The following is a 13,806-nucleotide window of genomic DNA, read 5'->3' as shown; positions in this document are numbered from 1 at the left end:
AAGAGCATCCCATGCGCACCTCGCAGTTCTTTTTCACCACTCTCAAGGAAGCCCCGGCCGATGCCGAAGTCGTCAGCCAGAAACTGATGCTGCGGGCCGGCTACATCAAACGGGCAGCCGCCGGCATCTACACCTGGATGCCGCTGGGTCTGCGCGTGCTGCGCAAGGTCGAGAACATCGTGCGCGAGGAAATGAATGCCGCTGGCGCCCTGGAGTTGCTGATGCCCGCGGTCCAGCCTTTCGAGCTGTGGGAAGAATCCGGGCGCGGCCCCGGCTATGGACCGGAGTTGCTGCGCTTCAAGGACCGCCACCAGCGGGACTTCGTGATCGGCCCGACGCATGAGGAAGTCATCACCGATGTCGTACGACGCGACGTCAAGAGCTACCGCCAGTTGCCAATCCACCTCTACCAGATCCAGAGCAAGTTCCGCGACGAAATCCGCCCGCGCTTCGGCGTCATGCGCGGTCGCGAGTTCCTGATGAAGGACGGTTACTCCTTCCACAGCTCCTTCGAGGATCTGCAGCGCGAATACGGCAACATGTACGCGACCTACGGCCGCATCTTCACCCGCCTCGGCCTGAAATTCCGTGCCGTGGCGGCCGACACCGGCTCGATCGGCGGTACCGGCTCGCATGAGTTCCACGTGCTGGCCGACTCTGGCGAAGACGACATCGCCTTCTGCCCGACCTCGGACTATGCCGCCAACGTCGAACTTGCCGAAGCACTGGCGCCGAGCGCACCGCGCCCCGCTGCCACGCTGGCCATGGAAAAGGTCCACACCCCTGGCAGAATGGCCTGTGCCGATGTCGCCCAATTCCTCGCCGTGCCGCTCGACCGCATTGTCAAGTCGATCGCCGTGGTCAGCGAGAACCAGGAGGGCAGCAAGACCTTCGCCCTGCTTCTGCTGCGCGGCGATCATGAACTGAACGAAGTCAAGGCAAGCAAGATCGACGCACTCAGCCCGTTCCGCTTTGCCACCGACGAAGAGGTCATCGAGCGCCTCGGCTGCAAGCCGGGCTTCATCGGGCCGGTAGGCATCGACCGGGACAAGGTGCTCGTTTTTGCCGATCGCAGCGTCGCCAACCTGGCCGATTTCGTCTGTGGCGCCAATGAAGCCGGCTACCACCTGTGCGGCGTCAATTTCGGCCGCGACCTGCCAGAGCCGGCGGTCGTCGACATCCGCAACGTCGTTGCCGGAGATCCCGCGCCTGACGGCAAGGGGGTTCTCGACATCTGCCGCGGCATCGAAGTCGGCCACATCTTCCAGTTGCGCAGCAAATACGCCAAGGCGCTCAACTGCGCCTTCCTGGATGAGAACGGCAAGAGCCAGATCATGGAAATGGGCTGCTACGGTATCGGCGTGTCGCGCATCGTCGGCGCTGCCATTGAGCAGGGCAATGACGACAAGGGCATCGTGCTGCCGACCACCATCGCGCCGTTCGAGGTCTGCATCGTACCGATGGGCTACCACAAGAGCGATGCCGTCAAGGCCGCCGCCGACCGGCTTTATGCCGAACTGAAGCAGGCCGGCATCGATGTCGTGCTTGATGACCGCAACGAGCGTCCGGGCGTGATGTTCGCCGACATGGAACTGATCGGTATCCCCCATCGTGTCGTTATCGGCGAACGCGGGCTGAAGGACGGCCAGTTCGAATACAAGGGCCGCACCGAAGCCGAAGCCACCATGGTCGCCCAAAGCAACATCCTGGCCCTGCTGCAAGGGAAACTGTGCGCCGCCTGATCGTCGCACTGTTGTTGTCAAGTGCGTCGGCGGCGTTCGCCGGCGCCCAGAAATATGAGCCGCTCTCAGCCAGCGTCCAGGCTGCCCTGCACAAGGCCGTTTCCGATAGCCGGCCGAGTGTCACGTCGTTCAAGACACCGATGGAGGCAGTCGACTGGCTCGCCGCCATGTCGCCGCGTCTCGAAAAACGCATTCCCAACCGGGAATACCGGATCGACCTGCTGCGCAGCGTGCATTACGAAGCCACTCGGGCGGGTCTCGATCCGCAACTGGTGCTCGGCCTGATGCAGGTCGAATCGGGCTTCCGCAAATACGCCGTGTCCTCGGCCGGCGCCCGCGGCTACATGCAGGTCATGCCCTTCTGGGTGAAACTGATCGGTCGCCCGGACGATTCGCTGTTCGACCTGCGCACCAACCTGCGCTACGGTTGCACAATCCTCCGCCACTACCTCGAAATCGAAAAAGGCGACCTCTACCGTGCACTGGGCCGCTACAACGGCAGCCTGGGCAAGCCGGAGTATCCCAACATGGTGCGCGCCGCCTGGCAGAACCAGTGGCAATACGAAAGGCCTGCCCGCCTGGCGCAGGCCGCCCCCAACTGATCAGCGGCCGAGGCCGCCCATTCCCCCGGGCAGCATGCCCTTCATGCCGCGCATCAGCTTGCCGATGCCGCCCTTGGAAAACTGCTTCATCATCTTCTGCGTCTGTTCGAACTGGTTGAGCAGACGATTAACTTCCTGAACCTGCACCCCAGCGCCCATGGCGATACGGCGCTTGCGGCTGGCCTTGATCAGTTCCGGCTTGGCGCGTTCGGCCGGGGTCATCGAATTGATGATGCCCTCGACGCGCCCGATGATCTTGCCCTCCGCACCGGCCGGCAGCTGCCCGGCCATCTGGGCGATCTGCGCCGGCATCTTGTCCATCAGCGAGGTCAGGCCGCCCATGTTGCGCATCTGGGCGATCTGCTCCTTGAAGTCGTTGAGGTCGAAGCCCTTGCCAGACTTGAGCTTCTTGGCAAACGCAACGGCCTTTTCCTCGTCCAGCCCCTTGCGCGCCTCCTCGATCAGCGACAGCACGTCCCCCATGCCGAGGATGCGGGACGCCATGCGCTCAGGATGAAAGGCCTCCAGGCCACTCAATTTCTCGCCAACGCCGGCGAACTTGATCGGCTTGCCCGTGATGTGGCGAACGGAGAGCGCCGCCCCGCCGCGCGCATCGCCATCGAGCTTGGTCAGCACGACCCCGGTCAGCGGCAGGGCCTCGTTGAAGGCTCGCGCCGTATTGACGGCATCCTGACCCAGCATGGCATCGACCACGAACAGCGTCTCGATCGGATTGATCGCGGCGTGCAGGCGCTTGATCTCGGCCATCATCTCTTCGTCGATGGCCAGACGACCCGCCGTATCGACCAGCAGCACATCGTGGTAATGCCGTTTCGCCCAGTCGATGGCGCCCGCGGCAATGGCCTCCGGCTTTTCACCGACGGCGGACGGGAAGAAATCGACGCCCGCCTGGCTGGCAACCAATTTCAGCTGTTCGATGGCGGCCGGACGATAAACGTCGCACGAGACGACCAGCACCTTCTTCTTGTGGTTTTCCCTGAGGAACTTGGCCAGCTTGCCGACCGTGGTCGTCTTGCCGGCGCCCTGCAGGCCGGCCATCAGCACGATGGCGGGCGGCTGGGTATTGAAGTTGATTCCTTCATGGGCGTCGCCCATGATCTTGGTCAGTTCGCCATGCACGACCCCGATCAAGGCCTGCCCGGGGTTCAGCGAACCAATGACCTCCTGGCCGACCGCCTTTTCCTTGACGGCGGCGATGAAATCCTTGACCACCGGCAAAGCCACATCGGCCTCGAGCAACGCCATCCGCACTTCGCGCAAGGCATCGGCGATATTGGATTCGGTCAGGCGGGCTTCGCCCTTCAGCGTCTTCATGACGCGCGCAAGGCGGGTAGTCAGGTTGTCGAGCATGTCAGATGGGCTTCTAGTAGAATTCGGGAATGGCCGATATTGTAATTCAGCTTCTGCCCCACATCCTTGCCGCCCTGATTTATGGTGCGCTCGGCTTCCATTTCTGGAACACCCGCTGGCGCGAAAGCGAAAACCAGTGCGTCGCCTGCCCGATGCAACCCTGGGAGCGGGCCGCCATCGCAGTCGCCCTCGCCATCCACGCCGGCGGCCTGCATGACGCATTGTTTACCGAAGCTGGCATGCGTTTCTCGTTCAGCTTCGCGCTATCGCTGATGATGTGGCTCGCCGTCCTGATCTACTGGCTGGAAAGCTTCATGGCTCGCATGGAAGGCATGCAGCCCATGGTTCTGCCTCTGGCAGCGGCTTGCACCATCCTGCCGGTGATCTTCCCCAACGTCCATCTCGTTGCCCATGCCCAGGCAACGGGCTTCAAGCTGCACTTCCTGACCGCCATGCTGGCCTACAGCCTGCTGACGCTGTCTGCCCTGCACGCCATTTTCATGGGCTTCACCGAGCAGGCTCTGCACAAGCGCTCAATGAAACGCAGCCTGGCCAGCCTGCCCCCCCTGCTTACCATGGAGTCGCTGCTCTTCAAGATGCTGCTGATCGGCTTCGTCTTGCTGACCCTGACCGTCGGGAGTGGCGTCTTCTTCTCCGAAGCGCTGTTCGGCAAGCCGATGTCGCTCGACCACAAGACGCTGTTCGCCTTCGCCTCGTGGGGCATTTTCGCCACCCTGCTGATCGGCCGACACGCTTGGGGCTGGCGCGGCAAGCGTGCGTTGCGCTGGACCCTGGCCGGGTTTGCGCTGTTGATCCTGGCCTACGTGGGTAGCCGTTTCGTCGCAGAAGTGATTCTCGGACGCGCTTGATTCCGTGTCTGACATTCCGCTATCAGCGCTGGCACTGACCCTCGTCGTCCTGCTGGCGCTTTCAGCCTTCTTCTCGCTCAGCGAGACGGCCATGATGGCCAGCAATCGCTTCCGCCTGCGCCACATGGCCCAATCCGGCCACCCCGGGGCGCGCAAGGCGCTCGATCTCCTCGCCCAGACGGACAAGATGCTCGGCGTCATCCTGCTCGGCAACAACTTGGTCAACTCCGCGGCAGCGACCCTGGTCAGCGTCATCGCCATCGAACTGTTCGGCGAAAGTGAATGGGCCCTCGGGGCCGGCACGCTGGCCGTCACCTTTTCGATCCTAGTTTTTTCCGAAATCACCCCGAAAATCATCGGTGCCACTCATGCTGACCGACTGGCCCTGCTGCTCGGTTATGTACTCACCCCATTGCTGCGTTTTTTCTATCCTGCAGTCTGGTTCATCAACCTCTTCGCCGGCGCCCTGCTCAAGCTGCTGCACCTGTCGCCCAAGCCGGAATCAGGCACGCCCCACCTGTCTCCCGAGGAACTGCGCAGCCTGGTTCTCGAATCCTCCCATCTGATTCCACAGAAACACCGGACCATCCTGTCCAGCCTGTTCGACCTCAACAACATCACGGTCGAGGATGTCATGACGCCGCGCGGCAGCATCGAGATTCTCGACCTCGCCCAGCCCTGGGAAGAAGTCAAGAACCAGCTGGCGACCAGCCATCACAGCCGGCTGCCGACCTGCCGCGAATCACTCGACCAACTGATCGGTATCCTGCCTGTGCGTCGATTGCTGGCCAGCCTGGGCGATCCTGATTTCGATGAAGCCGCCCTGCTCGATCAACTTCAGGCGCCTTACTACATTCCGGCGAGAACCGCCGCCTTTTCCCAACTGGCATTTTTCCAGGAAAACCGCCAGCGCATCGGTTTCGTTGTCGACGAATACGGCGAAATTCTCGGCCTGCTCACACTGGAGGACATCATCGAGGAATTTGTGGGCGACTTCACCACCTCGATGCCAGGTCTCGGCCAGGAACTGCACTGGACGAAAGCCGGCGAAGCCATCGTCGAAGGATCACGCCCGCTCCGCGACATCAACCGGATGCTCGGCCTCGATTTCCCGCTCGATGGCCCAAAGACCTTGAATGGCTTGATCCTCGAGCACTTCCAGGACATCCCGGAGTCAGGCATCAGCATCAAGCTGGGGGATGTCGCCGTCGAAATTCTGCAAACCCAGGACCGCAGCGTCGTGACGGTTCGCCTTTTCCGGCCGGAAAGCGCGTGAATACGGGCTTGGCAATCTTTACAAACAAGTGCTTACGTAGCATCATCGAACGATCTAAACGGCATTCAAGCGCAATCTGATGGCAGCAACCCCTCAAAACCCTCCTCTCAGCGGCCTGGCGCGAGCGCTCGTTCAGGCCGGGCAACTCAAGGAGATCGAGGCGGAACAGTTGCTCGCTCAAGCGCACAGCAACAAATCATCGCTGATCGAACAGATCATCACGAGCCAGAAAGCCAGCGCGCTCGATATCGCCCGCTTCGTCGCCGATACCTTTGGCTACCCCCTGCTCGACCTCAATGCCTTCGACGAGGCGCACATCCCGGCCGATGCCATCGACCGCAAGCTGATCGCCACGCACAAGGTGATTCCGCTCAACAAGCGGGGTAATCGCCTGTCGGTTGCCATCGCCGACCCAACCAATCTGCGCGCCCTGGATGAAATCCGTTTCCAGACTGGACTGGCGGTCGACCCCATCGTCGTCGAGCATCCCAAGCTGACACCGCTGGTCAGCAAGTACGCCGAGTCTGCCGCGGACGCCCTCAAAAATCTGGCCAGCGACGACATCAACCTCGACTTTCTGGATGAAGACAGCAGCGCCAAGGCCGATGAAGCCGCTGGGCAAGATATTGACGATGCGCCCGTCGTCAAGTTCATCCAGAAAATGTTGCTCGATGCGATCAACGATGGCGCTTCCGACATCCATTTCGAGCCTTACGAAAAGTTTTACCGCATTCGTTTCCGCGTGGACGGCATCCTGCGTGAGGTCGCAACGCCACCGCTCGCCATCAAGGAGAAAATCGCCTCCCGGATCAAGGTCATCTCTCGCCTGAACATCGCCGAGAAGCGCGTCCCGCAGGATGGCCGAATGAAACTGGTGCTTTCCAAGACACGGGCGATCGACTTTCGCGTCAGCACCCTGCCGACCCTGCTGGGCGAAAAAATCGTCATGCGTATTCTGGACCCGTCCTCGGCCACCCTGGGGATCGAAGCCCTGGGTTACGAGCCCGAGCAGAAAGCCGCCCTGCTCGACGCGATCAGCCGGCCGTACGGCATGGTACTGGTGACCGGCCCGACCGGTTCGGGTAAGACGGTATCGCTCTACACCTGCCTGAACATCCTGAACAAGGATGGCATCAACATCTCGACCGCCGAAGACCCGGCCGAAATCAACCTGGCCGGTATCAATCAGGTCAATGTCGACGACCGGGCCGGCCTGACCTTCCCGGTCGCCCTGAAGGCCTTCCTGCGCCAGGATCCGGACATCATCATGGTCGGTGAAATTCGCGACCTCGAAACGGCCGAAATCTCGATCAAGGCAGCCCAGACCGGCCACCTCGTGCTGTCAACCCTGCACACCAATGACGCTCCGCAAACACTGACCCGCCTGATGAACATGGGCGTCCCGACCTTCAACATCGCCTCCAGCGTGCTGTTGATCACCGCCCAGCGCCTGGCGCGCCGTCTGTGCAACTGCAAGCAACCGATGGATGTTCCCCGGCAGACCCTGCTGGATGCCGGCTTCATGGAAAGCGACCTTGACGGCTCCTGGACGCTTTATGGGCCGGGCGGCTGCGAGCGCTGCAAGGGAACCGGCTACAAGGGGCGTGTCGGCATCTACCAGGTCATGCCCATTTCCGAAGCGATGCAGCGCATGATCATGAGCGGCGCCTCGTCCCTCGACCTGGCCGAACAGGCCAAACTGGAAGGCGTCAAGAATCTGCGCGAATCCGGCTTATTAAAAGTCAAACAGGGTGTTACCTCGCTTGACGAGATGCTTAGCACCACCAACGCCTAATAAAGGGAACTCGTATGGCTACCGCACGACCGAAGGCCTCGGCAGTCAAGGAAAGCACCTTCCAGTGGGAAGGCAAGAATAAAGACGGCAAGAGCGTCCGCGGGGAGATGCGGGCCGCCAGCGAATCGGTCGTCCAGACCACGCTCCGGCGCCAGGGCATCACCGGCGCCAAGGTCAAGAAACTTCGCTTTAAGACGGGCGGCAAGATCACGGACAAGGACATCACCCTGTTTACCCGGCAATTGGCAACGATGATGAAATCCGGCGTTCCGCTCCTGCAGTCGTTCGATATCGTCGGCCGTGGCCACGCCAATCCGGCTGTCGGCAAGTTGCTGCTCGACATCAAGGCCGACGTCGAGACCGGCAGTTCGCTGTCGCAGGCCTTCCGCAAATTCCCGCTCTATTTTGACGCGCTGTTCTGCAACCTGGTCGCGGCCGGCGAACAAGCCGGTATTCTCGACACGCTGCTCGATCGCCTAGCGACCTATAAAGAAAAGATTCTCGCCATCAAGAGCAAGATCAAGTCGGCCCTGTTCTACCCGATCGCGGTGATCGTCGTCGCCTTCATCATCACCGCCGTGATCATGATCTTCGTCATTCCCGCCTTCAAGGACGTCTTCAAGAGCTTCGGTGCCGACCTGCCAGCACCGACCTTGCTGGTCATCGCCATTTCCGATTTCTTCGTTGCCTACTGGTGGGCGATTTTCGGTGCCATCGGTGGCGCCCTCTACGCTTTCCTCGAAAGCTGGAAACGCTCCGAGAAAGTGCAAATGGCAATGGATCGCCTGCTGCTCCGCCTGCCGATCTTCGGTGACATCGTCCGCAAGTCGGTCATCGCCCGCTGGACGCGTACCTTGTCGACCATGTTCGCGGCGGGCGTACCCCTTGTCGAGTCGCTCGAATCGGTGGGCGGCGCCGCCGGCAACTACGTCTACAAGGCGGCCACCCGACAGATCCAGAGCGAAGTCGCCACCGGTACCAGCCTGACGACATCGATGCAGAACACCAACCTTTTCCCCAACATGGTCACCCAGATGGTCGCCATCGGCGAAGAGTCCGGCGCTCTGGACTCCATGCTCGGCAAGGTCGCCGACTTCTTCGAACAGGAAGTCGACGACGCCGTCGAAGCCATGTCCAGCCTGATGGAACCGATGATCATGGTCATCCTCGGCACGCTGATTGGCGGTATGGTGGTGGCCATGTACCTGCCCATCTTCAAACTCGGGTCGGTGGTCTGATGCTGCCGGAGTCCCTCGGCGGCCTGGCTGCCATTGCCGGGCTGCTCGGCCTGTGCGTCGGCAGCTTCCTGAATGTTGTCATCCACCGCCTGCCGAAGATGATGGAGCAGGATTGGCAGGCCCAATGCGCCGAGTTGCGCGGCGAGGCCGCCCCCGACCAGGAAACCATCTCTCTGGCCCGCCCCCGCTCGCGCTGTCCGCATTGCGGCCATGGCATCACGGCACTCGAGAATATTCCGCTGCTCAGTTACCTGCTGATCCTGAAAGGAAAATGCTCGGGTTGCGGCGCCCGCATTTCACCGCGTTATCCGATCATCGAAGCGCTGACCGGTCTGCTTTCCGCCTACGCCGCCTGGCACTTCGGCCCCACCGTGCAAACTGTTGGCGCCCTGCTCCTGCTCTGGGCTCTGATTGCGTTGGCCGCCATCGACCTCGACACCCAGTTGCTGCCGGACTCCATCACCCTGCCACTGGTATGGCTCGGTCTGCTGTTCAACTTGTGGGCCACCTATGCCGATCTGTCCTCGGCCGTGATCGGTGCCATTGCCGGCTATCTCGCCCTGTGGAGCGTGTTCTGGTTGTTCAAGCTGGCAACCGGCAAGGAAGGCATGGGCTACGGCGACTTCAAGCTGCTCGCTGCGCTTGGCGCCTGGCTGGGCTGGCAGATGCTGCCGGCCATCATCCTGCTCTCCTCGGTGGTTGGCGCCACCGTCGGCATCACCCTGATCATCGCTGCCCGCCATGGCCGTAACGTTCCCATTCCATTCGGTCCCTACCTGGCTGCTGCCGGCGTCATTGCCCTGTTCTGGGGACAGGCGATCACCCGCGGCTATCTCGGCCTGATCGCTTGAAAACGGCTGCCCGACACCCAATATAACCCTCACCACTCTCGGTTATAATTCAAGGTTTTGGAGGACTCCCATGCCGATTTACGAGTATCGCTGCGATTCCTGCGGTTTCCAGAAAGAACATCTCCAGAAGATGAGTGATCCGCAGCTCACCACCTGCCCGGACTGCGGCCAGGAAAGCTACGCCAAGCAATTGTCCGCTGCGGGTTTCCAGCTCAAGGGTAATGGCTGGTACGCGACCGATTTCAAGGGCGGCAGCAAGAAGGCTGACACCCCGCCCCCCTGCCAGACAGGGGAAGGAAGCTGTTCGTCGTGCGCGGTCAGCTGATCAAACGCTACTTCATCACCGGCCTGCTGATCTGGGTCCCGCTGGTCATCACCGGCTGGGTGCTGTCGCTCATCGTCAGCACGCTGGACCAGTCGCTGCGCCTGCTCCCCACCTCGGTTCATCCGCAAACCCTGTTCGGGTTCGCGATACCGGGCGCGGGCGCCGTGCTGACCTTGGTGATGATCCTGCTGACCGGCCTGCTCGCCGCCAACTTCATTGGCCAGAAGCTGGTTGTCTGGTGGGAGAAATTGCTCGCCCGCATTCCGGTCGTCAATTCCGTTTACAACAGCGTCAAGCAGGTTTCGGATACGCTGTTCTCGCCGAATGGTAATGCTTTTCGCAAGGCACTGCTCGTCCAGTACCCGCGCCAGGGTAGCTGGACCGTCGCCTTCCTGACCGGAGCCCCGGGCGGCGACATCATCAATCACCTGGAAGGCGAGCACGTCAGCGTGTACGTGCCGACCACGCCCAACCCGACCTCCGGCTTCTTCCTGATGATGCCGGCCAAGGATGTCGTCGAATTGAACATGACCGTCGACGAAGCCCTCAAGTACATCATTTCGATGGGTGTCGTGGCACCGCCCACGCCCCCTCGCGTCGTAACTCACACTTAGCAAACCTCGGAATCTTCATGCGTACCCATTACTGCGGACAACTCAACGCTTCCCTCGACGGCCAGATCGTCACCCTGTGCGGTTGGGCCCACCGTCGTCGCGACCACGGCGGCGTCATCTTCATTGACCTGCGCGACCGCGAAGGCCTGGCGCAGGTCGTCTGCGATCCGGATCGCGTCGATGCCTTCAAGATCGCCGAATCGGTCCGCAACGAGTTCTGCCTGAAGATCACCGGCAAGGTTCGCCCGCGCCCGGCCGGCACGACCAATGCCAACCTGGCATCCGGCGAGATCGAGGTGCTGTGCCACGAAATCGAGGTCCTCAATCCTTCGGTCACGCCGCCGTTCCAGCTCGACGAGGAAAACCTCTCCGAGAACGTCCGCCTGACGCACCGCGTCATCGACCTGCGCCGGCCACAGATGCAGAATAATCTGATGCTGCGTTACAAGACGGCACGCGCCTTCCGCCGCTTCCTCGACGACAACGGCTTCATCGATGTCGAAACGCCGATGCTGACCAAGTCGACGCCGGAAGGCGCCCGCGACTACCTCGTTCCATCGCGCGTCCATCCCGGCCAGTTCTTCGCCCTGCCGCAATCGCCGCAGTTGTTCAAGCAGCTGCTGATGGTTGCCGGCTTCGACCGCTACTACCAGATCACCAAATGTTTCCGTGACGAAGATCTGCGTGCCGACCGCCAACCCGAATTCACCCAGGTTGATATTGAGACTTCGTTCATGAGCGAAGACGAAATCACTGCGTTGATGGAAAAGCTGATCCGCCGCGTGTTCAAGGAAGCGATCGACGTCGACCTGCCGGAATTTCCGCGCATGACTTACGCCGAAGCCATGCGCCGCTTCGGCTCGGACAAGCCGGATCTGCGCGTCACGCTGGAGCTGGTCGATGTCGCCGACGCGTTCAAGGACGTTGCCTTCAAGGTCTTCGCCAGCGTCGCCAACAGCGAAGGCGGCCGCATCGCCGCCATGCGCATCCCGGGGGGTGCCGCGCTGACGCGAGGCGAGATCGACGAATACACGAAGTTCGTCGGCATCTACGGCGCCAAGGGCTTGGCCTACATCAAGGTCAACGACGTCACCCAGGTCAATGAAACCGGCCTCCAATCGCCGATCGTCAAGAACCTGTCCGAAGCCTCGCTGCGCACCGTGCTCGAACGCACCGGCGCCCAGTCAGGCGACCTGATCTTCTTCGGCGCCGACAAGGCCAAGATCGTCAGCGACGCCCTCGGCGCACTGCGCATCAAGATCGGCCACGAAAAGGGCTTCGTCACCGGTGCCAAGTGGGCCCCGCTGTGGGTGATCGACTTCCCGATGTTCGAGTACGACGACGAGTCCAAGCGCTGGACCGCCTGCCACCACCCGTTCACCAGCCCGAAGGACGAGCACCTCGAGTTTCTCGCCACCGATCCGGGCAAGTGCCTGGCCAAGGCCTATGACCTGGCGCTGAACGGCTGGGAACTCGGCGGTGGCTCCGTCCGTATCCACCGCGCCGACGTGCAGGAGAAGGTCTTCGCCGCGCTCAACATCGGTCCGGAAGAACAGCAGGCCAAGTTCGGCTTCCTGCTCGACGCCCTGAAGTACGGCGCCCCGCCGCACGGTGGCTTGGCCTTCGGCCTCGACCGCATCGTCACCATGATGACCGGTGCCGAGTCGATCCGCGACGTGATCGCCTTCCCGAAGACCCAGCGCGCCCAGTGCCTGCTCACCGATGCGCCGTCGGCGGTCGACGAGAAGCAGTTGCGCGAACTCCACGTCCGCCTGCGCCAGAAAGTCGAAACCCAGGTCGAAGTCGCTCAGGGCTAACGCACTCCCATGCCGTTCTGGCTGCGCTTCCTTCTCGTCCTCTGGCTGGCGGTTGGAAGCGCTTTTGCATTAAGCCCCGATCAAGCGGCAAGCGACACGGTCACGGTCGCCGAACTGCCGCGTGAGGCGCGGCAAACCCTGGCGCTGATCAAGGAGGGTGGCCCGTTCCCTTATGATCGGGACGGCATCATCTTCGGCAATTTTGAAAAACGCCTGCCAAGCCAGCCGCGTGGCTATTACCGGGAATACACGGTCAAGTCGCCCTGGCGGCGAGACCGCGGCCCGCGTCGCATCGTCGCCGGAAAGCAAGGTGAATATTTCTACACCGAGGATCATTACCGATCCTTCCGGCGCATCATCGAGAGCAAGCAGCCATGAGCGACCAACTGTTCAGCAATGGCGACACTTCCGGCTTGTATTATCTGCCCCCCCATCGTCAGTCGACAGTCAGCACGGCCGCCGGTAAAACCGGCCTGCGCGTCCTGAGCGCAGATATCATCTCGCCGGCCACCAAGGATGCCGTGCTATCCCGACTCGGCACCGCGCTGGAATTTCCGAGCTGGTACGGCGCCAATTTCGATGCCCTTTTCGACTGCCTGACCGATGCCGACTGGCAGCCGGCCAAGGGACACCTCATCCTGATCAACGGCATGGCCGAATTGCGCGCCAGCGACCCCGACAGCTTTGCGACCTTGATCGAGGTTCTGCAAGCAGCCGCCGAGAGTCGCCAAGCGGCAAATTCCCCCTGCTGGATCGCAATCGACACCCCGGCCAGGGGCGTTCCCGGACTACCCGAGGCATGACGCCAGCGAAGCAGCCGATTTCGGTACTTGTCGTCATCCACACCCCAGCCGCCGATGTGCTGCTCCTCGAACGCGCCGCCCATCCGGGGTTCTGGCAATCGGTTACCGGCAGCCGGGAAGGCCATGAAACCTTGCTCGATACCGCCTGCCGGGAAGTTGCCGAAGAAACCGGCATCGCGCTCCCGGCCAGCCACTACATCGACTGGCAGCTGAGCAACAGCTACGAGATATTCCCTGAATGGCGGCACCGCTACGCCGCCGGGGTGACCGTCAATGTCGAACACGTATTCAGCCTCTGCCTGCCGACCTGTGTCGACATCACGACCAGCCCCGACGAACACCGCGCCTGGCAATGGCTCCCCTGGCGCGATGCCGCCGAGCGCTGCTTTTCGTGGAGCAACCGCGACGCCATCCTGCTGCTCCCCGAAAGACTGCACAACAGGACTTGAAACTGGCGCCCGGACTCCTATATTGGTTGCATGCAAGTTTGACCCACACAGGAG

Annotated in this window: 14 protein-coding genes; 13 read left to right on the top strand and 1 reads right to left on the bottom strand. The window is 61.8% G+C overall.

Annotated elements, in window-relative coordinates; genetic code table 11:
- Positions 1–11: 11 nt before the first annotated feature.
- Together K420_RS0108055 and K420_RS0108050 are read left to right on the top strand one after the other, a co-directional pair.
- A complete protein-coding gene (locus tag K420_RS0108055) occupies positions 12–1,742 on the top strand; it encodes a proline--tRNA ligase (RefSeq protein WP_027457601.1) in 1,731 nt (576 codons plus the stop codon).
- A complete protein-coding gene (locus K420_RS0108050; protein WP_027457600.1) occupies positions 1,730–2,344 on the top strand; it encodes a lytic transglycosylase domain-containing protein in 615 nt (204 codons plus the stop codon). The genes K420_RS0108055 and K420_RS0108050 overlap by 13 nt, the downstream gene beginning before the upstream one ends.
- On the opposite strand, the gene ffh is transcribed toward K420_RS0108050, so the two are convergent.
- The gene (ffh, locus tag K420_RS0108045; protein WP_027457599.1) at positions 2,345–3,715 is read right to left on the bottom strand and encodes a signal recognition particle protein; all 1,371 of its coding nucleotides are present in this window, start codon (positions 3,713–3,715) and stop codon (positions 2,345–2,347) included.
- Between the two features lie 29 nt (positions 3,716–3,744).
- Between ffh and K420_RS0108040 the strand changes: the two genes are divergently transcribed.
- The 11 genes from K420_RS0108040 to nudB all read left to right on the top strand — a co-directional run bounded on the left by K420_RS0108040 (position 3,745) and on the right by nudB (position 13,752).
- A complete protein-coding gene (locus K420_RS0108040; protein ID WP_027457598.1) occupies positions 3,745–4,584 on the top strand; it encodes a cytochrome C assembly family protein in 840 nt (279 codons plus the stop codon).
- Between the two features lie 4 nt (positions 4,585–4,588).
- Positions 4,589–5,860, top strand: a complete 1,272-nt coding sequence (locus tag K420_RS0108035; RefSeq protein ID WP_027457597.1) for an HlyC/CorC family transporter — start codon at positions 4,589–4,591, stop codon at positions 5,858–5,860.
- A gap of 79 nt (positions 5,861–5,939) precedes the next feature.
- The gene (gene pilB / locus K420_RS0108030; RefSeq protein WP_027457596.1) at positions 5,940–7,655 is read left to right on the top strand and encodes a type IV-A pilus assembly ATPase PilB; all 1,716 of its coding nucleotides are present in this window, start codon (positions 5,940–5,942) and stop codon (positions 7,653–7,655) included.
- A 14-nt stretch (positions 7,656–7,669) separates the two neighbouring features.
- Entirely contained in the window at positions 7,670–8,893 is a 1,224-nt protein-coding gene (locus tag K420_RS0108025) for a type II secretion system F family protein (protein WP_027457595.1), read from the top strand.
- The gene (locus tag K420_RS0108020) at positions 8,893–9,744 is read left to right on the top strand and encodes a prepilin peptidase (RefSeq protein WP_027457594.1); all 852 of its coding nucleotides are present in this window, start codon (positions 8,893–8,895) and stop codon (positions 9,742–9,744) included. The genes K420_RS0108025 and K420_RS0108020 overlap by 1 nt, the downstream gene beginning before the upstream one ends.
- Positions 9,745–9,814: 70 nt before the next feature.
- Positions 9,815–10,069: an FmdB family zinc ribbon protein gene (locus K420_RS0108015; protein ID WP_027457593.1), complete on the top strand. Its 255-nt coding sequence runs from the start codon at positions 9,815–9,817 to the stop codon at positions 10,067–10,069.
- A complete protein-coding gene (locus tag K420_RS0108010; protein ID WP_027457592.1) occupies positions 10,069–10,683 on the top strand; it encodes a DUF502 domain-containing protein in 615 nt (204 codons plus the stop codon). Before K420_RS0108015 ends, K420_RS0108010 begins: the two co-directional genes overlap by 1 nt.
- A gap of 17 nt (positions 10,684–10,700) precedes the next feature.
- Complete coding sequence (gene aspS / locus K420_RS0108005; protein WP_027457591.1) at positions 10,701–12,500, top strand: aspartate--tRNA ligase; 1,800 nt, start codon at positions 10,701–10,703, stop codon at positions 12,498–12,500.
- 9 nt (positions 12,501–12,509) lie between these two features.
- Positions 12,510–12,878: a ribonuclease domain-containing protein gene (locus K420_RS0108000; protein WP_027457590.1), complete on the top strand. Its 369-nt coding sequence runs from the start codon at positions 12,510–12,512 to the stop codon at positions 12,876–12,878.
- The gene (locus K420_RS19670) at positions 12,875–13,303 is read left to right on the top strand and encodes a barstar family protein (protein WP_051453012.1); all 429 of its coding nucleotides are present in this window, start codon (positions 12,875–12,877) and stop codon (positions 13,301–13,303) included. Before K420_RS0108000 ends, K420_RS19670 begins: the two co-directional genes overlap by 4 nt.
- Positions 13,300–13,752, top strand: a complete 453-nt coding sequence (nudB, locus tag K420_RS0107990; protein ID WP_027457589.1) for a dihydroneopterin triphosphate diphosphatase — start codon at positions 13,300–13,302, stop codon at positions 13,750–13,752. Before K420_RS19670 ends, nudB begins: the two co-directional genes overlap by 4 nt.
- Positions 13,753–13,806: the final 54 nt, after the last annotated feature.

Origin of the sequence: Dechloromonas agitata is5, from assembly GCF_000519045.1 — a bacterium.
Taxonomy (GTDB): domain Bacteria; phylum Pseudomonadota; class Gammaproteobacteria; order Burkholderiales; family Rhodocyclaceae; genus Azonexus; species Azonexus agitatus.
Note: the sequence above shows the minus strand (reverse complement) of the source record. Positions and strands in the feature narration are given on the sequence as shown.